22 protein-coding genes are annotated in these 19,329 nt (G+C 67.5%); 5 read left to right on the top strand and 17 right to left on the bottom strand.

All coding sequences use genetic code 11. The features are described 5' to 3' along the window. Positions 1–12 precede the first annotated feature (12 nt). Positions 13–1,041, bottom strand: coding sequence for an ABC transporter substrate-binding protein (locus ACSR87_RS06615; protein ID WP_498529920.1), 1,029 nt, complete (start codon positions 1,039–1,041; stop codon positions 13–15). 231 nt (positions 1,042–1,272) lie between these two features. Between ACSR87_RS06615 and ACSR87_RS06610 the strand changes: the two genes are divergently transcribed. Then, on the top strand, positions 1,273–1,749 hold the full coding sequence (locus ACSR87_RS06610; protein WP_498529919.1) for a PIN domain-containing protein: 477 nt from the start codon (positions 1,273–1,275) through the stop codon (positions 1,747–1,749). A gap of 59 nt (positions 1,750–1,808) precedes the next feature. Here ACSR87_RS06610 and ACSR87_RS06605 read toward each other — a convergent pair whose 3' ends face one another. The 12 genes from ACSR87_RS06605 to ACSR87_RS06550 form a co-directional block, all read right to left on the bottom strand. Then, the gene (locus tag ACSR87_RS06605; RefSeq protein ID WP_498529918.1) at positions 1,809–1,982 is read right to left on the bottom strand and encodes a hypothetical protein; all 174 of its coding nucleotides are present in this window, start codon (positions 1,980–1,982) and stop codon (positions 1,809–1,811) included. Positions 1,983–2,215: 233 nt separating this feature from the next. Beyond that, complete coding sequence (locus ACSR87_RS06600) at positions 2,216–2,623, bottom strand: ACT domain-containing protein (RefSeq protein WP_498529917.1); 408 nt, start codon at positions 2,621–2,623, stop codon at positions 2,216–2,218. Between the two features lie 161 nt (positions 2,624–2,784). Continuing rightward, entirely contained in the window at positions 2,785–3,423 is a 639-nt protein-coding gene (locus tag ACSR87_RS06595) for a non-canonical purine NTP pyrophosphatase (protein WP_498529916.1), read from the bottom strand. 54 nt (positions 3,424–3,477) lie between these two features. Continuing rightward, positions 3,478–3,756 (bottom strand): DUF5808 domain-containing protein, encoded by a 279-nt coding sequence (locus tag ACSR87_RS06590; RefSeq protein ID WP_004041775.1) that lies wholly within the window; start codon positions 3,754–3,756, stop codon positions 3,478–3,480. 62 nt (positions 3,757–3,818) lie between these two features. Beyond that, positions 3,819–5,477 carry a bifunctional N(6)-L-threonylcarbamoyladenine synthase/serine/threonine protein kinase gene (locus ACSR87_RS06585; RefSeq protein ID WP_498529915.1) on the bottom strand — a complete coding sequence of 553 codons (1,659 nt, stop codon included), beginning with the start codon at positions 5,475–5,477 and terminating at the stop codon, positions 3,819–3,821. Positions 5,478–5,510: 33 nt separating this feature from the next. Beyond that, positions 5,511–5,816, bottom strand: a complete 306-nt coding sequence (locus ACSR87_RS06580) for a 30S ribosomal protein S24e (protein WP_004041777.1) — start codon at positions 5,814–5,816, stop codon at positions 5,511–5,513. Positions 5,817–5,884: 68 nt separating this feature from the next. Continuing rightward, positions 5,885–6,424, bottom strand: coding sequence for a GTP-dependent dephospho-CoA kinase family protein (locus ACSR87_RS06575; RefSeq protein ID WP_498529914.1), 540 nt, complete (start codon positions 6,422–6,424; stop codon positions 5,885–5,887). Positions 6,425–6,426: 2 nt separating this feature from the next. After that, complete coding sequence (gene spt4, locus ACSR87_RS06570; RefSeq protein ID WP_004041779.1) at positions 6,427–6,624, bottom strand: transcription elongation factor subunit Spt4; 198 nt, start codon at positions 6,622–6,624, stop codon at positions 6,427–6,429. Next, a complete protein-coding gene (locus tag ACSR87_RS06565) occupies positions 6,624–7,196 on the bottom strand; it encodes a DNA-directed RNA polymerase (RefSeq protein WP_004041780.1) in 573 nt (190 codons plus the stop codon). The genes spt4 and ACSR87_RS06565 overlap by 1 nt, the downstream gene beginning before the upstream one ends. A gap of 7 nt (positions 7,197–7,203) precedes the next feature. Beyond that, entirely contained in the window at positions 7,204–7,572 is a 369-nt protein-coding gene (locus tag ACSR87_RS06560) for a PIN domain-containing protein (protein ID WP_004062994.1), read from the bottom strand. Between the two features lie 22 nt (positions 7,573–7,594). Beyond that, positions 7,595–8,830: a translation initiation factor IF-2 subunit gamma gene (locus ACSR87_RS06555; protein WP_498529913.1), complete on the bottom strand. Its 1,236-nt coding sequence runs from the start codon at positions 8,828–8,830 to the stop codon at positions 7,595–7,597. Positions 8,831–9,067: 237 nt separating this feature from the next. Beyond that, positions 9,068–9,775 carry a DUF6517 family protein gene (locus ACSR87_RS06550; protein WP_498531045.1) on the bottom strand — a complete coding sequence of 236 codons (708 nt, stop codon included), beginning with the start codon at positions 9,773–9,775 and terminating at the stop codon, positions 9,068–9,070. A gap of 225 nt (positions 9,776–10,000) precedes the next feature. On the opposite strand from ACSR87_RS06550, the gene ACSR87_RS06545 reads away from it, so the two are divergent. After that, positions 10,001–10,984 carry a DUF5787 family protein gene (locus tag ACSR87_RS06545; protein WP_498529912.1) on the top strand — a complete coding sequence of 328 codons (984 nt, stop codon included), beginning with the start codon at positions 10,001–10,003 and terminating at the stop codon, positions 10,982–10,984. Between the two features lie 4 nt (positions 10,985–10,988). On the opposite strand, the gene ACSR87_RS06540 is transcribed toward ACSR87_RS06545, so the two are convergent. The 4 genes from ACSR87_RS06540 to ACSR87_RS06525 are packed head-to-tail and all read right to left on the bottom strand — an operon-like array spanning position 10,989 to position 14,153. Then, the gene (locus tag ACSR87_RS06540) at positions 10,989–11,201 is read right to left on the bottom strand and encodes a hypothetical protein (RefSeq protein ID WP_004062991.1); all 213 of its coding nucleotides are present in this window, start codon (positions 11,199–11,201) and stop codon (positions 10,989–10,991) included. Further along, positions 11,198–12,022, bottom strand: a complete 825-nt coding sequence (locus ACSR87_RS06535; RefSeq protein ID WP_498529911.1) for an MBL fold metallo-hydrolase — start codon at positions 12,020–12,022, stop codon at positions 11,198–11,200. Before ACSR87_RS06535 ends, ACSR87_RS06540 begins: the two co-directional genes overlap by 4 nt. A gap of 50 nt (positions 12,023–12,072) precedes the next feature. Beyond that, a complete protein-coding gene (locus tag ACSR87_RS06530) occupies positions 12,073–12,684 on the bottom strand; it encodes a hypothetical protein (RefSeq protein ID WP_498529910.1) in 612 nt (203 codons plus the stop codon). Between the two features lie 50 nt (positions 12,685–12,734). Then, the gene (locus tag ACSR87_RS06525) at positions 12,735–14,153 is read right to left on the bottom strand and encodes an ATP-binding protein (protein ID WP_498529909.1); all 1,419 of its coding nucleotides are present in this window, start codon (positions 14,151–14,153) and stop codon (positions 12,735–12,737) included. Positions 14,154–14,514: 361 nt separating this feature from the next. Between ACSR87_RS06525 and nasA the strand changes: the two genes are divergently transcribed. From nasA to ACSR87_RS06510, 3 genes are all read left to right on the top strand, one after another. Beyond that, positions 14,515–16,617: an assimilatory nitrate reductase NasA gene (gene nasA / locus ACSR87_RS06520; RefSeq protein WP_498529908.1), complete on the top strand. Its 2,103-nt coding sequence runs from the start codon at positions 14,515–14,517 to the stop codon at positions 16,615–16,617. A gap of 58 nt (positions 16,618–16,675) precedes the next feature. Continuing rightward, a complete protein-coding gene (locus tag ACSR87_RS06515; protein WP_004062986.1) occupies positions 16,676–17,308 on the top strand; it encodes a molybdenum cofactor guanylyltransferase in 633 nt (210 codons plus the stop codon). Between the two features lie 265 nt (positions 17,309–17,573). Then, the gene (locus tag ACSR87_RS06510) at positions 17,574–19,328 is read left to right on the top strand and encodes a nitrite/sulfite reductase (RefSeq protein WP_498529907.1); all 1,755 of its coding nucleotides are present in this window, start codon (positions 17,574–17,576) and stop codon (positions 19,326–19,328) included. Position 19,329: the final 1 nt, after the last annotated feature.

Raw genomic sequence — 19,329 nt, 5'->3', positions numbered from 1 at the left:
GGTCCGGTCGGACTAAAAGTCCTCGGGGACGTGCTGTGCCACCCACGACTCGAACTGCGCGTCGGAGACCGACGTCGACGACGAGGCGTTCTCCCCGCCGTCGTAGCTCTCGGGGACGTACTGGCCGAACTGCGGGTCCTCCGAGAGCGCGTTGGGGAAGAACAACTGCGACCCGTTGGCCGTGTAGTTGCTGATTATCTCCTGTCCCTCGGGGCTCGTGAGGAAGCCGGCATAGGCCATCGCCAGCGAGTAGTTCACGTCGGGGTACTTCGCGGGGTTCACCGGGATGACGCCGTAGGGGTTCTTCAGGATGGTCGGGCCGCCCTTGAGCGGGCCCTGCACCTGAATTTCGAGGTCGATGTTGTCCCGCGTCGCGAGGAACGTCCCGCGGTCGGAGAGCGTGTACGCGCCCGACTGGTCGGCCTGCACGAGCGTGTCGCCCATGCCCTTGCCGATTTCTCGGTACCACGTCCCCGACGGCTCGACGCCGGCGGCCTCCCAGATGAGCAGTTCCTTCTTGTTCGTCCCGGAGTCGTCGCCGCGGGAGACGAACGTCGCCTCCGCGTCCGCGATGGTCGCGAAGGCGTCGGTCGCGCTCTCCATCCCGGAGATACCCGCGGGGTCGTCCGCCGGCCCGACGACGACGAAGTCGTTGAACATCACGTCGCGGCGGTTGACGCCGTAGCCATCTTGCAGGAACTCGTCTTCCGCGCCGCGGGCGTGGACGAGAATCACGTCCGCGTCGCCGTTTCGCGCCGTCTCGATTGCCGCGCCGGTCCCCTGTGAGATGGTTTTCACCCGAGCGTTGAACTTCTCCTCGAACACCGGGTTCAGGGCGTCGAGCAGCCCTGTGTCGTACGTGCTCGTCGTCGTCGCCAGCGTCAGCTCTTGGGTCGAACCGTCACCGCTTTCGCTCCCGCCAGAGCCCTCGGCGGTCTCGTTGTTCGCCTGCGGGGGACTCGTGTTCCCCGTGCATCCGCTCAGTCCGAGAACCGCACCGACACCGGCAGCCTGTAAGAAACGCCGTCGCTCTATCGCCATGCATTGTGGTTCACCGAACGCGAATTAACTGTTTCCCACGCAACGTAATCACAAATAATTTCAATACCGGTGTATCGTAACGATTCGACCCCGAAACCGGTTGCGTCGGATTCTTTTCGACTCGTCCCGTGGAGACGGCCATGAGCTGGGAGTCGCTTTTCGCCCGCGCCGCCGCCTACGAGACCACCGAAGCCGACATCAGCGAGGCGCTTCGCGCCCGCCGAGGCGACGATGCCTGAGACGGAGCCCTCGCCCGCGCGGGTCGTCGCCGACGCCGACGTGCTCGCGGCCGACCTGCTCGTCGATGGCCCCGCGAGAGCGGCGCTCGACCACCTGCGGCGACACTCGTGGACGACGCTCGTCGCCAGCGACCCGCTCCTCGACGACGCCGAGGCGGTCGTCTCGTCGCTCGCGGACGCCGACCTCGCGGCCGACTGGCGAGGGAAAACCGACTCGTGGGCCGAGCTCGTCGCCCATCCGGACGGCGACAACCCCGCGCTGGCGTCGGCCTACCGCGGCGGCGCGATGCATCTCCTCACGTTCGACGACCGACTCAGCTCGGCGCGGGCGGGCGCGGCGCTCGGCGGTCGCTTCCCGGTCAGCGTCCGCCATCCGAAGGCGTTCGCATCGCTGTTCGCGCCGGAGAGTCTCTACGCCGAGGTCGAAGGCGGGCCGTACCCCGGGCCGGACCGCGACCCGCGAGCGTAGTCGCTCGCGCCGCCCCAATCGACCACCCGTGTCGGCTCTGTCGCTGACCGCCTGTCAGGTCAGTCGTTGAGGATTCGGGTCACCGCGAAGATGGCGAGGACGGTCACGAGACCGAAGCCGACGGCAACACCGAGGCCCTGCGAGGCGTCACCGAAGAACACCGCGATGGCGGCGAAGACGGCGATGCCGTAGCCGCTGGCCGCGCCGGCGGCGACGACGTTCGCTCGGTTCATGCGTCTCCGTACGCGCCCGCGGTGCCTGAGCGTGCCCCCCCGCGATTGTGGGTCGTGACGGGGTCGAAGTCGGGGCCGGGGCGAGGGTCGGCTCTCACTCGGGCGGTGCGCGCGCGGTCGGTCTCGCAGGGGTCGGTGACGAGTGGGAGGGAGTCGTCGCAGTCGGGAACCATCACGGCTAATGTGGCACCGCCGAACGTATCAAACTGTTCGCTCGCGAGCCGGGTTCGGCGTCAGTTTCCGTCCCCGGACTCTCCGGCGCGCTCGACGGTACAGCCGAGCGATTCGAGCTTCGTCGCGGCCGCCGCCACGTCGTCCGCCCGGACGAGCACGTGGTCCGTCGAGTACGCCGACAGCGCGAATATCGAGATGTCCTCCTCGGCGAGCGCGCCCGCGACCTCGGCCAGAAACCCGACGAGTTCGAACGGCAGGACCATCTCGAAGGTGAGTCGCTTCCAGCCCCGCTCGACCTCGACGGCGCTCGTCTCGTCGACGCGTCCCTCCTCGACGACGACCGTCGTCTCGGTATCGTCTCGAATCGTCGCGAAGGCGTCCGGGTCACCCCGTTCGGTCTTGACGACCGCGTAGGTCGCCGCCGAGACGGTCACGGTCCCGCCCTCGAAGAAGTCGCTGGTGTCCATGCGTCTCGGGGTCGCTCCGGCGAGGTAAACGTAGCGGCTGGCGACGCGGTCGACGACTCCCGTTCAGCGTCTGGCCGACAATCAGCGACTTTCGACGAACGTCTCGCTACCGCTCGGCGTACTTCCGTCGGACGCTTCGCGCCCGACGACGTTTGCTTCGCTCACTCCGTTCGCTCAGCAAACCACGTCGCGAACTTCGCTAACGCCCGCCCGCGATGGGAGATGCCGTTTTTCTCCTCGGCGGTCATCTCCGCGAACGTCGCGCCGTCGTGTTCGAAGATAGGGTCGTAGCCGAAGCCGCCCTCGCCGCGCGGCGGGACGATGCGACCGTTGACGCTCCCCGTAAAGAGCTTCACCGGGAGCGCCTCCGTCTCTTCTGCGTCCTGTTCCGCGCCGCGGGCGGCCGCCACGGTCCGGTCGTCGCGGTCTATCGGGTCCGGACTCGCCTCGAACGGCTCGCCGTCGCAGTACGCGAGGACGCAGCGGAACGAGGCCCGGCGGGGCTCGTCGAGTTCGGCCGCGGCCAGTCGGTGGACCGCCTCGACGCCGAGGGTGTCTTCGACGTACGAGGAGTACGGGCCGGGGAAGCCCTCGAAGCCGTCGATGAAGAGCCCGGCGTCGTCCACGAGCACCGGGTCGTCGGCGTAGCGGTACGCCTCGCGCGCGCCGTGGGCCGCGATGGGGCCGAGTTCGGACGCCTGCACCTCGGTGTAGTCGAAGTCGAGTTGGGTCACGTCGTCGTCGAGGTACGAAAGCGCCTCGCGGACCTTCCCCGCGTTCGTGGTGACGTATCGGAGCATGCCCGCCCCTCCGCGGGCGGACGTGGAAAAGTCGTCGGTGTCGGTCGCTTCGCCTCAGTCGACGATGACTTCGACGGGGCCGTCGTCGGCCTCGGCCTCGTCTTCCGTCTCTTCGGCCTTCTGGCGCTCGTTCCAGAGGAGGCCGCCGGCGACGAGGAGGACGACCCACGACCGCCAGCTCGCGAGGTTCAGCGTGTAGCCGATGCCGAACGGCTTTTCGACCAGCATGCCCTTGCCGGGCTGCCAGTACGACGAGAGCAGTCGGCCGGCGCTCGGGCGCTCGAAGTTGTACGGGATGCCGAAAAGCGTTCCGCGCTGCGGTTTGTCTGCCATGTGTGACGGATACGCCGGCTCGGGATAAATCGTTTTGGCCTTCCGACGAGTTCGGCGGCGGCCTACCGGTACCGACCGCGGGACTCGACCTCGCGCAACCGGGCGATGACCTCGGCCGAACCGACGGTCTCGTAGCCCGCTTCGAGCGCGTCGATGAGAGGGTCGGCGTCGGCGGCCGTCCCCTGGACGCTCTGGGCGAACACGTGGAGGTCCATCGCGTGGTCCTCGACGTGACCCGTGTGGAAGCCGAGACCGAAGTCGATGAGGTACACGCGCGGTTCCCCGCCCGGTCCGGTCCCGACCCGGACGTTCCGCGTCGTCGGGTCGCCGTGGACGATACCGGCCTCGTGGAGTCGCGCGAGGTACTCGCCGACGACGCGGACGGCGTCGGGGTCGAGCCGTTCCGCGAGGTCGGCGTCACCGACCCGTTGGAACGTGATGACGCCGTCGACGGGGTCCACGTCGCGGACGACGGGCGTCCGAACGCCGGCGCGTCGGGCGTCGCTCGTCAGCCGCGCCTCCGCCTTCGTACGCTCGCGGCGGAGTCTGTCGTCCAGTTCCGGGTGGCGGTACGTCTTCGGGACGCGCCGCTTGACGACCTCCTCGGTACCGATGTCGACGGTCGCCTCGGCCCCGCGAATCGCGCCGTCGTCGGTGTAGGCGCGCGCGACCGACTCGTCCGCGCCGCGCCACGTCACGTCGACCTGGTCGGGCCGGAAGTTCGGGTCGACCGTCGACTCTTCGACCGCGAGCGTGTCGCCCGCGGCGAGCATCCGCGCGCCGAGGGCGGCTATCATGCCGGCGTTGTCGCGGAGGAACCGCGGTTCGGGCGCGTGGAACTTCGCGCCGCGCTGGTCGCACATCTCCGCGAGCATCTCGCGTAGGCGGGCGTTCTGGCCCACGCCGCCGCCGAGGACGAGTTCGTCCGTCCCCGTCAGCGACAGCGCGCGCTCGGCAACCTCGGTGAGCATGGCGAAGATGGTCTCTTGGAGACCGGCGCAGATGTCGGGGACGGGCGTGCCCGCGTCCGCCTCGTCCTTCGCGGCGCTCATGATGCCGGAAAACGAGAAGTCCATCCCTTTGACGACGTACGGCAGTTCGACGTAGTCGCCGTCCTCCGCGGCCGCCTCGACCTTCGGGCCGCCGGGGTGGGTCCAGCCGACGTGGCGGGTGAACTTGTCGAGGGCGTTGCCGACGCCGGTGTCCATCGTCTCGCCGAGGACGCGGTAGCGGCCGTTGTGATAGCCCAAGAGGTGGGCGTTCGCGCCCGAGGCGTTCAGACAGACCGGCGAGTCGAACCCCGATTGGTAGCGGCCGATTTCGAGGTGTGCGACCATGTGGTTGACGCCCAGCAACGGCACGTCGAGCGTCTGGGCGACCGAGCGGGCCGCGGTGCCGACGATGCGGAGACACGGCCCCAGACCGGGGCCGCGAGAGAAGGCGACGCCGTCGACGACGGGGCCGTCGCCGTCGTGTCGCGCCGCGGCGTGTTCGAGCGCGGTCTCGACGACCTCGGGGATGGCGGTCCCCATGTGCTCTGCGGCCTCGCGCGGGTGGATGCCGCCGCTGTCGGGCTGGTACGGGTCAGATTCGATGAAGACGTGGTCGGCCGCGGGGTCGGGCGTCCGCCCGGTACCGGAGCGGAGCGCGTCGGGGTCGTCGGTTTCGAAAACCGCGGCGCTCGCGGCCCACGCTGTACCTTCGATTCCGAGAATGCGCATCGAGTGTGAAGAAACGGCGGTCGGAAGCCGGGACTACGCCTCTTCGGCTTCGACTTCGGCGTCGGTAATCTTGTTGCGCTCGAGCATGTGGTCCTGCTCGACATCGCGCGCGAACTCGGGGCTCTCGTAGACCTTCGCGTAGCCCGCGGTCTTGCGCATGCCGAACTTCGTGTCGAGTTCGTGGACGACGACCTCGTCGGAGTCCTTGTTCAGCTTGGCCGCCAGCGAGTCGCGGACCGACAGGCGGGACGGCGTCGCTTCCTCGTGGACGATCTCGAATCGAACGTCCGTTCGGTGCAACATGGGGTTCTCCTCCTCGGAGATGATTTCGATATCCATGGTTCAGTTACCAGTAATTCCCCCCGAAGCAAGTAAAAGGATTTCGAAGGGACGAGCGCGCCCGCGTCTCAGGCGTCGATGGGCGCGACGACGGCGTCGAAGTCGCCGTCGAACCGCGCGAGGAGGTCCCGCATCTCGCTTTTGGCCGCGTCGGTGACGGCGACGCGGACCATTCCCTCGTCGGGCTGGCCGTAGACGACGGTCGAACCGACGGGCGCGGCGAGCACCGCCGGGAGCGTGGCGAGGTCCTCTTCGCCCTCGACGAGGAGCGTCGTCGGCTCGGGGTCGTCGAGCGCGGCCACGAGCGCCTCGACGAGGGCGACGGAGACGGTGCCCGGCTCGTTTTCGACCTCGACGAGGCGGCCGGTCTCGACCGCCTGCCGAATCTCCTCGCCGACGGCCTCGCGTTTCGTCTTGCCGTCGACGACGGCCACGTCCGGCGGGCGACCGGCGCGGCGGAGGTGGAAGGTGACGACGTCGCCGACGGCGACGAGCGGCGCGCCGGCGTCCTCGCTGGATGCGTCTGCCAGCAGGTCGTCGGCCTCGGCGTACACCGGGCCGAACGGCTCTTTGAACGCCGCCCGAAGCGCCGTCGGCAGGGTGAGCATCCTCAGCGGACCTTCAGCGCGTAGCCGCCGGGCTCGGTGACGTTCATCTCGGTGGCGATTTCGCTGTCTTCGGGGTGGGTGATGACGACGTAGCCCGCCCAGTCCTCGGTGAGACTGCTCGACCCGCAGTTCTCGCACGTCTGTTTGTCCGGGTCGTTGACGAAGTGACACTCGCGGCAGGCGAGACGGGGCTTCGCCATTAGTTACCCTCCGCCGAGGCCTCGCTCTGCTGGCGCTTCGATTCGAGCCAGCCGTGCTTGCCGAGCCCCGGCTGTTTGGCCGTGAGGCCGATCTTCGAGTCGCGCGGGTTGCGCTCGTCGATGCTCTTGGTGACGATGCGGGCGCGAACCTCGTCGTCGACGGCGAGCGTCTGGTTGGACTCGGTCGACGCGAGCTGTTGGTTCTCGCCGTCGTAGGCGAGGTATTCGTCGGATATCTGCGAGACGTGCAGCAGCCCGTCGACCGGGCCGATGCCGACGAAGGCACCGAACTCGACGACTTCGACCACGATGCCGTCGACGACCTCCTGCATGTCTGGGTCGTAGGTGATGGCGTCGAAGTCGGCCTCGTAGTAGACGCCGGGGCGGTTGGGCAGCACGGTGCCCTCGCCGATGTCGTTGACGTTCACGACGCTCACGACGCTCCCCACGTCCTCGTCCATCCGTCCTTCCAACTTGTCCTGCAACAGTCGCTTGACCCGCTCGGGCGTCACGTCGCCCAGGTGTCGGGGTGGGACTTCGACTGTATCTTTGAGTCGTACCCGTTTGTACATAGTTTCGTTAAGGTTCCGTGATTGCCAGCGTGGCGTGCCCCCGGATGCCGACGACGGGAATCCCGCAGTCGAGCACCCGGTCACGGAGGGGCTTGTCGTTCGTGACGACGTAGTCGACCTCGCCCGATTCGGCAAGTTCGACGACCGCGTCGTCGGCGTACGATTCCTCGGTTTCGACCGCCCGGCACCGGGTCGCCAGGTCCGCGCCCACGCTCGCCGCGACGCCTTCGGTCCCGCCGCCCGACGAGAGCTTTTCGAGCTCGTCGAGGACGGCCGTGGGGACCACGAGGTCCGCGTCGGCCGCGAGCAGCCGGTCGAGTTCGTCGAACACGCGGACGTCGAGTTCGACCGGCATCATGAGCGCGTTCGTGTCCATGACGACTACGGTGGCGGTCACGTCACTTGAGCGTCCCGATACCGATGAGCCGCCAGCGAGCGCCCACGCGGCGGTTGATGGCGATTTTCGCGCCCTCCTCGGCGCAGACGGGGCGCTTGAGCGAGACTTCCGCCTCGCCGCTTCGCGCGCTCGTCACCGCGCCGACCGTGGTCGCGGTGCCGACGGTGAGCATCAGGGGCTCACCGGTGGATATCTCGTCGATACCCTCGCCTTCCTCGGCGCCGACGACGCGGTCGAGCAGTTCCACGTCCATGGTGAACTGCTCGCGCGTCGGCGGGAGCGTGCCGGGCTCGCCGGCGACCTGTCCCGCGAGCGCGTCGCCCTTCGTGAAGCTCGGGTCGAGACCGGTCCCGACGCCGCAGAGCCCGCCGGGGCGGACCTCGTCGACCATGTTGCCGCCCGCCTGGAGCGAGCGGATTTCGGTCGTGATGGAGCGCCACTCGGTCTGGCCCTCCTCGTCGACCTCGCGGCCGGGACGGAGTTCGAGTTCGTCGCCTTCGTCGAGCTTGCCGGCGACGACGCTGCCGCCGATGACGCCGCCCGAGAGCCCCTCCCAGGTCGTCCCCGGGCGGTTGATGTCGAAACTGCGCGCGACGAACATCCGACTGTCTTCGGTCTCGTCGCGGTCGGGCGTCGGAATCTCCTCCTCGATGGCCTCGATGAGGAGGTCGAGATTGACCTCCTGCTGGGCGCTGATAGGGACGATGGGCGCGTCTTCGGCCACCGTACCCTCCACGAACTCCTGTATCTGTTCGTAGTTGTCGACGGCGCGCTCGCGGTCGACGAGGTCGACCTTGTTCTGCGCGATGACGATGTTCTCGATGCCGATGATGTCGAGCGCCATCAGATGCTCGGCCGTCTGGGCCTGCGGCACGTCCTCGGTCGCGCTCACGAGCAGGATGGCGCCGTCCATGATGGCGGCACCAGAGAGCATGGTCGCCATGAGCGTCTCGTGGCCGGGCGCGTCGACGAACGAGACGGTGCGGAGTACGTCCGTCTCCTCGCCGTCTTCCGTCTCCTCTTCGACCGTGTAACACTCCGGCGCGTCAACGCCGGGAATCTGACGGAACGTCGCGTCGGCGTACCCGAGTCGGATGGAGATACCGCGCTTCATCTCCTCCGAGTGCTGGTCCGTCCACGAGCCGGACAACGCTTGAACGAGCGTCGTCTTTCCGTGGTCGACGTGACCGACGAGTCCGATGTTCACCTCCGGTTGTTGTGGGTTTTTCGTCACCATTGACCTCCTGAGAGTAATCTTGCGTGAACTTGGCTCCGAACGACTGATAAAGGTGCTGTTCTCGGAGCGGCGACGCTGTGGCCGCGTCGGGCGGTCACACACCGCGCGCGGCGACTCAGCGGCGTCTCCCGGTCCCGGCGACGGCTCGAAAAATGGGTGGTCGTGCCCCCCGGCACGACGGTTCGCGAACCGATTCGAGTAACCCCTCGAATCGCTGTCGGCTCCGGGTGTTGCCGGTTATTCGACGCCCGCGACGAGCGACTGAAGCTCCTCGCGGTAGGCGTCGGGCGTGAGGCCGAGGTCGATGTCGACCGAGACTTCGATAGCCTCGGTCGGCTCCTTGGTCACGCTGAGTTCGATGTTCTCACCGGGGTGTGCGCCGCCGGCGACGAGAATCGTCCCGCCGTGCTCCCAGACGGCCAGCATCCCGCTGACGTCGAACTCCTGTCCCTCGATGGTGAACTCCTTTTCCTCGGTGAACGGGAACGTAATCTCGTCGAAGGCAATCGTGGCTTCGTACTCGGTCACGCGCGCCGACTCGCCGGTGTCGACCGTCGTCGACCGCGTGCCCGTCTGTTCGATGTCCGTGACATCCACGTCCTCTAACTGCCCCTCGTAGTTCGCCCGCGCGTGTTCTTCGACCAAGTCGACGACCGTCCCGCGGGCCGCTTTCGGGAGGTTCGACAGGCTCGGGTCGAGCGTCACGCGCGTCGCGAAGAACAGCGAGAACTGCCCCTCGGCCTGCCCGAGCGTCTTCTCCTTCAGCGTCTCCGAGAGGTCCATGTCCTCGTAGACGAGCGTCTCGAACGCCGCGGAGACGCTCGCCGGGCCGACCGACTGCTCGAAGGCCGGGTCCAAGGAGTGTCCCCCGATGTACTCCCAGCCGCCGGCTTCGAGCGCCGCCTCGGGAACCTGCGGCGGTGCCCGCGCAGCGCTCGCGGTCATTCCGGAACTACAACCGGCGAGACCTGCGAGTCCCGCGCTGGCCGCGATTCCGAGGTACGCTCTCCGCCTGATACTGTGGGTTTCGTTGTTTTCCCCCTTCATCGGTCAGTACTGCCGCGCTCTCTCTCAAATAGGTACCCCCCCGAAAATCAGATACGAGAACACCGACACGACCCGACGGCCGTGGGAGCGACCTTTTTGCCGCTCCGCCACCGAGCGTGTCACGTGCCCGTTCCGGCGTCGTCGCCCTCGGAGTTCGCCTTCGAACTGGCGCTTTGCGCCCACCTCGAACAGACGACGGACTGGCTCCCCGCGCGCCAACTCGGTGCGTCGGTTGCCTCGCCGGGAAGCCGCATCATCGACGTGTGCGCCGTCGTTCCCGGGCCGGGGTTCGACGACCGCGCCCGCATCACCGACCGCGCGATTCCCGCGGCGGCCATCGAGAGCGACGTGGGAGCCGGCAGCGCCGTCTTCTGGCGCGACGGCTTCGACTGCCACCCCGGCCGCGCCCGGCGCGCCACCGACCGCGCCGTCGAGGTCGGCTTCTTCGAGTCCGAGCGCCGCCGGAGCAGGGAGTACGTCCGCCGCGCCGCCCGCTATCCAGACGACTGGTTCGCCCGGCTCGTCGGCATCGAGAACAAACCCGACCTCGGAAGCCCCGGCGACCTGCTCAGACAGCTTCGCCTCGACGTGAGCCTCGCGGTCTTCGACGAAGTGATTCTCACGACTGAGAGCTATGTTACCGGCGCGCACCTCAACCGCATTCCAGAGGAAGTCGGCGTCTGGCGCTTCGACCCCGACACCGGCGACCGCGAGGTGGTCCGCGAGCCCCGCCCGCTTTCGCCCGACTCGACCGGCGTCGAACCCGTCGAGTACCACTCGCTGCACACCGACGTGGCGCTCGTCTCGCCCGCAGAAAAGCGAACCGCACGCCTCCGGCTCGCCGAGCGCGCCTACGGCAAGGGATGGCGCGCCTACGACCTGCCGGGCTGTGCCCGCGCCCGCGTCGACGCCGACGGCCGCCCGGTCTGCGACCACTTCGACCACGTCGTCGACCCCGGTTCGGAGTGCGGCACGGACTGTCCGGCGTTCGAGGCGGCCGACCCGCCCGAACTGGACCGCGACGGCCTCCGCGAGTCGCGGACGGACTGGGTCGCTGACCCGCCCGGCGCGGTCCGCAGACAGTCGGGACTCGACCGGTATCGCTGACGCCTCACTCCGCGTCCGCCCGCCGCTCCATGTAGTTCCAGTAGGCGACGAGCGCGACGCCGATGACGGCGACGAAGACGACTTGGACGACGACGCCGACGAGGTCCAGCCGACCCGTGTCGACGTAGGTCAGGACGAAGTTTCCCGCGGCCGCGACGACGCCGGCGACCATGAGATATCTGAACGCCGTGTCCTCGGCGACGGCTCGCAGCTTCACAGTTCGTACACCTCGCCGTCGACCGCCAGCGGCTCCTCGAACGCCTCGTCGGCGGGATAGTAGTGGGCGACGTGGACGAGGCGGGTCTCGTCGGCGTCGAGTTCTTCGCCGAGCGCGATGGCCCCCTCGCGGGTCATGTGTTTCGTGCCGAAGGTCCGCGCGACCCCGTTTTCGTCGTAGTCGTCGCCGCCGATGGGGTGGTACTCGCAGACCGACGCGGGGACGATGGCCTCGGCGAGAAGCAGGTCTGGATTCCGGAGTACGTCGCGGGACGCCTCGGGAATCGCGTAGGTCGTATCTCCCGAAAGCGAGAGCTTCGCACCCGTCTCGGGGTCCTCGATGGCGACGCCGTAACAGACCAGCGGCGGGTGGACGACCGGTACGAACGTCACGTCGAGGCCGCAGGCGCGGAACGACTCGAACGGCGTCCGGTCTTCGACCGAGATGCGGTCGAGGTAGTCGAACTTCGAGCGAATCGCGTCGGCGACGCTCTCGCCCGTGACCGGGTCGACCTCGTCGGCGGCGTGGACCGAGAGGTCGTCGAGCAGGCGGTAGACGTTCCCGAGACCGTCGAGGTGGTCGAAGTGGATGTGAGTTACTAAGGCCTCGTCGGGGAGCGGCACGTCCTGCGTGAGAAACTGGTGGCGGAAGTCGGGACTGAAGTCCACGAGGAGCGACTCGCCGGTCCGCTCGTTTTCGACGTGGACCGAAAAGCGCGTCCGCTCGATGCCTCGCTCGCGGGCCGCGAGGCAGGTCTCGCAGTCGCAGCCGACGGTGGGCGTCCCGGTCGTGTCGCCGGTCCCGAGGAGGGTCACGCGCATTGATTCAACCACGGGGACGGCGAGGTATAAACGTGGCCGACGGCGGCGAGTCAGGACCGGTATATCTGCCGGAATTCGACCACGGGGTGGAACGTCCCCGAGAGCGTCGCCGCTTCGAACTGGAGGTTCGCGGTAACCGTTCGCGGAACCGCCGAGACGAGCGCCTCGAATTCGACGGACGGCGTTCGCGTTTCACCGCTCCGATTCGGCCACACCTCGTAGCCGAGCATCACCCGCCTCTCGCCCCCGTCGTTGTACCCAATTCCCGGGCTGATGTTCTCTCCCGACTCGACGCCGAGTCGCTCCCGCGCCGTCGCCATCGCCTCGGCTCCCGCGACGGTCCCGCCGACTCGCGTCACCCACGACGATGCCGGTTCCCGCTCGTATATCGGCTCTCTCGTCGTTCCCGACTCGTTCACGTGTTTGCGATAGCCGGTGCGCCGTCGAATCTCCGCACCATCCGGATAGTAGTCGTACTTCGAGGACGCTCGGTAGTCGCGCGAGAGCGTAATCGGGTCCCCGGAGGCGGGCGCGGGATTCGGCTCAGGTTCGGGGAGGGGCGTCGCGGTGGACGATTCGGGGTCCGATGTGCACCCGGAGAGCGCCGTCAGAACCCCGCCCGCCGCAATCGTCCGAACGAATCGGCGTCTGGTGGAGGGCATCGGCTCGCCGTTTGCGGTCCACTAGTAAATATTTTGTCAGAAACGTGGCCTTACTGCGCCGCGCCGGCGTCTTTCTGCGTCTCGCCTTCGTGTTCGTCCGCGTGGTCGTGGTCGTGACTGTGGTCGTGACCGTCTCCGGACGCCGACCCCGCGACGAGCTCCGACGAGTCGGACATCATGTCGAGGTTCTTCAGGTTGTCGCGCTCTTCGAAGTCCGCGACGGCCTCGAGCAGGTCGTCCTGCGTGAGTTCCATCCGCTCTTCGGTGAGCGCTTCGAGGACGGCCTCGCGGAGGACGAGTCGGAGGTCGGAGCCGGTCAGGCCCTCCGTCACGTCCGCGATGGCCGAGGGGTCGAACTCGTCGATGTCCATCCGGTTCGTGATGACGCGGAGGATGTCGGCGCGCATCCCGCGGTCCGGCTTGGGGAAGTTGACGATTTCGTCGAAGCGCCGCCACGCCGCCGAGTCGAGCTGGTCGGGGTGGTTGGTCGCGCCGATGAGGATGACCTCGTCGCGAATCAGCGAGATGTCGTCGATGCTCTTGAGCAGCGTGTTGACCGCGCGCTTGAGCGCCGCGTGCTCGTCCGACCGGCGGGTCTTGGCGACCGAATCGAACTCGTCGATAAAGAGGATACACGGCGACAGGCGCTTCGCCACTTCGAACGTCTTCTCGACGTTTTTGGCCGTCTCACCGAGGTACTGGCTCGTAATCATCGAGAGCTTCACCTCGACGAACGGCAGGCCGAGTTCGTGGGCGAGCGCCCGCGAGACGGTGGTCTTGCCGGTCCCCGGCGGCCCGACGAACAGGATTTTCCCGATTTCGCGGAGGCCGATGTCCGCGAGGTACTCGCGGTGTTCGATGGCCTTCATCAGCTTGTGAATCTCGCCCTCTTGGTCCGTCGTGAGCACGAGGTCGTCGAGCGTCATCTCGATTTCCTCGGGCGCGCGGACCTGCACGAGGTCGAGCATCTCGGCGTCGTCCTCGTCGTCGAAGTACTCGTCGAGCAGGCTGTCTATCCACACGCGGTCGGCGTGAATCGGCCGGGTCTGTTCTCTCGCGTCCGCGTGGGTCACGTCCACGTCGTCGCGGTCCTCGACCGACTTCGCCACCGTCGGGTTCGTCACGAGCCGGTCGTAGTCGGCTCGCTTGACGAACCACTCCAGCGCCATCTCGGGCTGCGTCAGCGAGAGGCGGCCGGAGAACTCCTCACGTTGGGTGAACATGAGGTCGGAAATCGCGTCCCAGGGGTGTTCGACGCCGGTCGCCTTCCGCGCGACGGACTCGGTCACGACGAGCGGTCGCTCGATGCCGGCCGCCGACGAGTCGTCCTCGTCGCCGTCGTCCTCGGCGTCCGCCCAGAAGACGCGTCGATACCGCGGGGGAAGGTCGTTTTCGTCAAGCGTTCGGTCGTCAGTGTAGAGGTGGGCCGTCAGCAGAAACTCGACAACCTCGAGCGCCCGTTCACTCATCCCCCAGAAATTGCCCGGGGAGACGCATAAGAGCGTCGGAGCGCCGCCGGGAGCCGCGCGCGACCGAACTGCCTCGATGGCAAGGAACGAGACGCTGAACCGCCATCGGATATTAATTCCAGAAAAATAATTCAAAAATATATTCTAAAACGGATTGATTACGCGATTATATTCCTTCTATTCGATTGTATATTGGTTCTTTCTTCAGAACAATCGGGGAAAATATGTCTTCTTAAACGATTAGGTCTTTATGGTTATCTTCCGCCACTGTGAGCCAAGAAAGTGAAATGATATTCACGAACGGCACGGGATATATGCCCGAATGCGGTGCATTCGACGCGAGCGGTGGGTGGTGAGTCGCGTGGCGAAACAAGTCCCCACGACCTGCATGCGCTGTGCGGTCGGTTGCGGTCACGTCCACCTCGGCTCCGATACGGCGTACGGTCTCGACGCGGTCCGGGGCGACCCCTCGCATCCCGTGAACAACGGGCTGGCCTGCGGTCGCGGCATCCGCGAGTCGGCCGACCCCGACGGCTCGTGGCTCACGCGACCGCTCGTCAGGGAGAACGGCGAACTCCGGCAGACCTCGTGGTCGGACGCGCTTTCGCGCGCGGGAGACGCTATCAGCGACGCGATGGCCGACGACCCCGACGAGGTCGCCGTCCTCGGCAGCGGCCAGCAGACGAACGAGGCCGCCTACGCCCTCGGAAAACTCGCTCGCGGCGGTATCGGCACCAGACACTACGACGCGAACACGACGCTCTGCATGGCGAGCGCGGTCAAATCCTACTACCGCGCCTTCGGGAGCGACGCGCCCCCGCCGACCTACGACGACATCCCCGAGGCCGAGACGCACCTCGTTTGGGGGGCGAACCCGGCGGTCGCCCACCCCGTGATGTTCCGGTGGATTCGCCAGTCGGCCGACGACGGCGACCTCGTCGTCGTCGACCCCGTCGGGACGAAGACCGCAGGAATCGCCGACGACCACGTCGCCATCGACCCCGGCGGCGACCTCGCGCTGGCGCAGGCGGTTCTCGGCCGTCTCGTCGAGACCGACCGCGTTGACGAGGCGTTCGTCGAGGAACATACCGAGGGGTTCGACCGCGTCGTCGACGAACTCCCGTCGGTCGAGGAGGCGGCGTCGGAGGCCGGCGTCACCCTAGATGAGGTCGAGAAACTGGCGTCGCTCCTCGACGCCCCCACGCTCGTCTACTGGGGCATGGGCGTCAACCAGAGCGTCCGGGGCACCGCGACCGCCGGCGCGCTCGTGAACCTCTGTCTCGCCTCCGGCAACCTCGGCCCCGGGTCCGGCCCCTTCTCGCTCACCGGGCAGGCGAACTCGATGGGCACCCGCGTGGTCTCCTCGAAGGGGACGTGGCCCGGCCACCGACCGTTCGAACACCCGGACCACCGCCGGACCGTCGCCGAGGCGTGGGACGTGCCCGTCTCCCGGCTCCCCGACGACAACGGACCCGGGCCGGTCGGCATGTTCGAGTCGTCGCCGTCGGTGGTCTGGACCGTCGCGACCAACCCGCTCGCCGGGTTTCCGGACGCGACGGCCGCCCGCGAGGTCCTCGACGACTCGTTCCTCGTCGTGCAGGACGCCTTCCGGTCCGAGACGGTCGAACTCGCGGACGTGGTGCTCCCCGCGGCGACGTGGGGAGAGTCCGAGGGGACCACGATGAACATGGAGCGGACGGTCTCGCGGGTCCGCGCGGCCACCGAGACGCCGCCGGGCGTCAGGCAGGACCTCGACATCATCGCCGACGTGGCCGCCCGCGTCGCGCCCGGACTGCTCCCGAGACCGTCGGTCTCGCCGAGCGAACTGTTCGACGAGTTCGCCGCGCTCACCGAGGGGACCGACGCCGACTGCTCGGGGCTGTCGTACACGCGACTCGACGGCGAGCGCGCCGTCCGCTGGCCCGCGCCGGACCCGACGAGCGAGGGCGGATACCGCTACTACGACGACGCCGACGGGGAGTCGGACGACCCGACGTGGTCGTTCCCGACGGCGTCCGGGAAGGCCCAGTTCAGCGCGCTCTCGGGGTCGTCGCTCCCCGAACCCGCCGACGAGCCGTACCCGCTGACGCTCACGACCGGCCGCGAGGCCGACGGGTACAACACCGGGGTCCGCACGCGGAGCGACACGCCGGACCAGCCGGTCGCTCGCGCGCATCCCGACACTATCGACGCGCACCGCGACGCGGTCGTCGACCCCGAGGGCGACCGCCGAACCACCGTCGTCTCCCGTCGGGCGTCGGTCCCGGCGACGCTCGACCCCGACGACGCCGTCCCGCCGGGCCTCGTCTGGCTCTCTATTCACCATCCCATGACAAACCGACTCACAAGCCCCGCGGTCGACCCGCAGTCGAACGAACCGAACTTCAAGCAGTGCGCCGTCCGCCTCGAACACCCCGAGACGACAGCCGCCTCCGACCGCCTCGCCGCCGAGGTGAGCGACTGATGGCGTTCGTCGCCGCCGGCGGACGGTCCCGCGAACTCGAACCCACCGCCGCCTGAGAATGGCAGACGCGTCGCACCCACACCTCGACACCGGCCGCGCGGGAATCATCCTCGCCGGCGGCCGCTCGACCAGATTCGGCGGCATCGACAAGGCGACGGCTACGGTCGGCGGACAGCCCATGATTCATCGGGTCGCCGCCTCGCTCGACCCCGTCGTCGACGAACTCGTCGTCAACTGTCGCGCCGAACAGCGCGACTCGCTGGCCGGCGCACTCTTGGACTTCGACATCCGGTTCGCGGAGGACTCGCATCCCGACCGAGGCCCCGTCTTCGGCCTGCGAACCGCCCTGCGGGCGACGAGCGCCGAGTACGCGGCGGTCCTCCCGTGCGATATGCCGCTCGTCCCGAGCGGGTTCATCTCGCATCTCTTCGGCCGCTTGCAGGGCAGCGCCGGCGTCGTCCCGCGGGTCTCCGAGACGACCCAACCGCTCCCCGCGGTCGTTCACTGCCGCGCCGCCGAAGTCGCCTGCACCGACACTATCCGCGACGGCGACGAGCGCCTCCAGACCGTGATGTCCGCGCTCGACGTGACCGTCCTCGACGACCGCGAAGTGGAGGCTCACGCCGGAACGCACGCGTTTCACAACGTGAACTCCTTCGACGACTTGCGCGCGCTCACCCCTCGCCGGTGAGCCGCGTTCGAGGCACATACTACATTATCGTCCATTATGGTATGTTTAGATTGTCGAATAAACAGCCTGATTTCTGCCCAGAATATGACCTTATATTCGGGGTATCCGGTTATAAAATGGACGAATAGTGAACATAGGATCTATTTCTACACATTATCAACGAATACGCTTATCAACTTCTATCGAGTCGTGTTATCACGAAACATGACCAAGTTCGCAACCAAACGCACACGGATAGTGGACGATTGCCCACTGGTGGTCGGTAATGGCGAGTAAGAAGGAAGCCTGGAAGTCGGAGCTCTACGGCGACGCGGTCCGCGACAAAATCGAGGAGTTCGCGGAAAAGGGGGTTGACGCCATCCCCGAAGAGGAGCGAGACAAGTGGTTCACTCGCTTCAAGTTCTGGGGCGTCTTCCAGCAGCGGACGGGTCAGGACTCGTACTTCATGATGCGGCTGACGAACGCCAACGGCGTCCTCGAACCGGGGCAGCTTCGCGCCATCGGTGAGGTCGCGCGCGACTACGCCTCCGGCCCCGTCGAGAACCCCGAGTTCGGAGACGCGTGGATCGACCTGACGACCCGCCAGTCGATTCAGCTCCACTGGCTCGAACTCGAAGACATCCCCGAGGTCTGGGAGAAGCTCGAAGCGGCGGGCGTCTCCTCGCGCTCTGCGGGCGGCGACACGATGCGGAACATCACCGGCTGTCCGGTCGCCGGCCGCGACAAGCACGAACTCGTCGAATCCCAGCCGCTTCTCGACCGCTTCCAAGAGGACCTCCGCGGGAACGACGCGCTGTCGAACATGCCGCGGAAGTTCAACATCAGCGTCACCGGCTGCCGCGAGGGCTGCGCGCAGGACTCGATAAACGACGTGGGGCTCGAACCCGCGAAGAAGGAGCTTGACGGCGAGACGGTCACCGGCTTCAACGTCCGCGTCGGCGGCGGCCTCGGCTCCCGAAAGCCGCGCGTCGCCCGCGACCTCGACATCTTCGTCGCCGACGAAGAGCGGGCCTACGAGGTCGTCCGCGGCTTCGTCGAACTCTACCACGAACACGGCAACCGCGACGTTCGGGCCCGCGCCCGCAGTCGCTTCTTCGTCGACGAGTGGGGAACGGAGAAGATTCGCGACCTGCTCCAGGAGGAGTACGTCGACTTCGAACTCCGGTCTGCGGGTGAGAACATCCGCGACGAGTACAGCTACAACGCGGGCCGCCCGGAGTCCGCCGGCAAACACGACCACGTCGGCGTCCACGAGCAGGCCAACGGCGACTACTACGTCGGCCTCAGCGTCGCCGTCGGTCGGCTCACGGCGTCCGACGCCATCGAGCTGGCCGACATCGCTGACGAGTACGGTTCCGGCGAAATACGGCTCACTCGCCGCCAGAACCCGCTTCTGATGGACGTGTCGGAGGAGAAGCTCGACGACCTGCTCGCAGAGCCGCTCCTCGGCAAACACACGCCCGTCCCGAACCCGTTCCAGCGCGGCACGGTCGCCTGTACCGGCACGGAGTTCTGCTCGCTCGCGCTCACGGAGACGAAAGCCCGGACCGCCCGGATGCTCCGGTGGCTCCGCGACAACGTGGACGTGCCCGACGACGTGAGCCAACTGAAGATTCACTACTCCGGCTGCACCGCCGACTGCGGGCAGGCGAACACGGCCGACATCGGCCTGTTCGGCATGCGCGCCCAGAAGGACGGCGAGATGGTCGAGGCGATGGACATCGGCGTCGGCGGCGGCATCGGTGAGGAGCCGTCGTTCGTCGACTGGATTCAACAGCGCGTCCCGGCCGACGAAGTGCCGGGCGCAATCGCGTCGCTCGTGGAGGCGTTCGCGGAGCGCCGCGAGCCCGGACAGACGTTCCGCGAGTGGGTCGACGCCGAGGGGACCGAGGCGGTCACGGAGTACTGTGTGCCCGAGGAGACGGAGTTCGACGCGCCGTACATGCACGACGCCAAGCAGTCGTGGTACCCGTTCGCCGAGGACGAAGCGCAGTCCGAACAGGCGGTCACGAGCGACTGAG

This window comes from Haloferax sp. SDI50 (assembly GCF_059802635.1).
The sequence above is the reverse complement of the archived record's forward strand: the minus strand, read 5'-3'. Positions and strand labels throughout refer to the sequence as shown.

What these genes read in the sequence shown, in the direction of transcription:
- ACSR87_RS06525 (WP_498529909.1), bottom strand. Translation starts at nt 14,153, where the DNA reads ATGAGTGAACGGGCGCTCGAGGTTGTCGAGTTTCTGCTGACGGCCCAC.
- ACSR87_RS06555 (WP_498529913.1), bottom strand. Translation starts at nt 8,830, where the DNA reads ATGGTGACGAAAAACCCACAACAACCGGAGGTGAACATCGGACTCGTC.
- ACSR87_RS06575 (WP_498529914.1), bottom strand. Translation starts at nt 6,424, where the DNA reads ATGCTCACCCTGCCGACGGCGCTTCGGGCGGCGTTCAAAGAGCCGTTC.
- spt4 (WP_004041779.1), bottom strand. Translation starts at nt 6,624, where the DNA reads ATGGCGAAGCCCCGTCTCGCCTGCCGCGAGTGTCACTTCGTCAACGAC.
- ACSR87_RS06595 (WP_498529916.1), bottom strand. Translation starts at nt 3,423, where the DNA reads ATGCTCCGATACGTCACCACGAACGCGGGGAAGGTCCGCGAGGCGCTT.
- ACSR87_RS06565 (WP_004041780.1), bottom strand. Translation starts at nt 7,196, where the DNA reads ATGTACAAACGGGTACGACTCAAAGATACAGTCGAAGTCCCACCCCGA.
- ACSR87_RS06600 (WP_498529917.1), bottom strand. Translation starts at nt 2,623, where the DNA reads ATGGACACCAGCGACTTCTTCGAGGGCGGGACCGTGACCGTCTCGGCG.
- ACSR87_RS06530 (WP_498529910.1), bottom strand. Translation starts at nt 12,684, where the DNA reads ATGCCCTCCACCAGACGCCGATTCGTTCGGACGATTGCGGCGGGCGGG.
- ACSR87_RS06510 (WP_498529907.1), top strand. Translation starts at nt 17,574, where the DNA reads ATGGCGAGTAAGAAGGAAGCCTGGAAGTCGGAGCTCTACGGCGACGCG.
- ACSR87_RS06535 (WP_498529911.1), bottom strand. Translation starts at nt 12,022, where the DNA reads ATGCGCGTGACCCTCCTCGGGACCGGCGACACGACCGGGACGCCCACC.
- ACSR87_RS06560 (WP_004062994.1), bottom strand. Translation starts at nt 7,572, where the DNA reads ATGGACACGAACGCGCTCATGATGCCGGTCGAACTCGACGTCCGCGTG.
- ACSR87_RS06585 (WP_498529915.1), bottom strand. Translation starts at nt 5,477, where the DNA reads ATGCGCATTCTCGGAATCGAAGGTACAGCGTGGGCCGCGAGCGCCGCG.
- ACSR87_RS06605 (WP_498529918.1), bottom strand. Translation starts at nt 1,982, where the DNA reads ATGAACCGAGCGAACGTCGTCGCCGCCGGCGCGGCCAGCGGCTACGGC.
- ACSR87_RS06580 (WP_004041777.1), bottom strand. Translation starts at nt 5,816, where the DNA reads ATGGATATCGAAATCATCTCCGAGGAGGAGAACCCCATGTTGCACCGA.
- ACSR87_RS06515 (WP_004062986.1), top strand. Translation starts at nt 16,676, where the DNA reads ATGGCAGACGCGTCGCACCCACACCTCGACACCGGCCGCGCGGGAATC.
- ACSR87_RS06610 (WP_498529919.1), top strand. Translation starts at nt 1,273, where the DNA reads ATGCCTGAGACGGAGCCCTCGCCCGCGCGGGTCGTCGCCGACGCCGAC.
- ACSR87_RS06590 (WP_004041775.1), bottom strand. Translation starts at nt 3,756, where the DNA reads ATGGCAGACAAACCGCAGCGCGGAACGCTTTTCGGCATCCCGTACAAC.
- ACSR87_RS06550 (WP_498531045.1), bottom strand. Translation starts at nt 9,775, where the DNA reads ATGACCGCGAGCGCTGCGCGGGCACCGCCGCAGGTTCCCGAGGCGGCG.
- ACSR87_RS06615 (WP_498529920.1), bottom strand. Translation starts at nt 1,041, where the DNA reads ATGGCGATAGAGCGACGGCGTTTCTTACAGGCTGCCGGTGTCGGTGCG.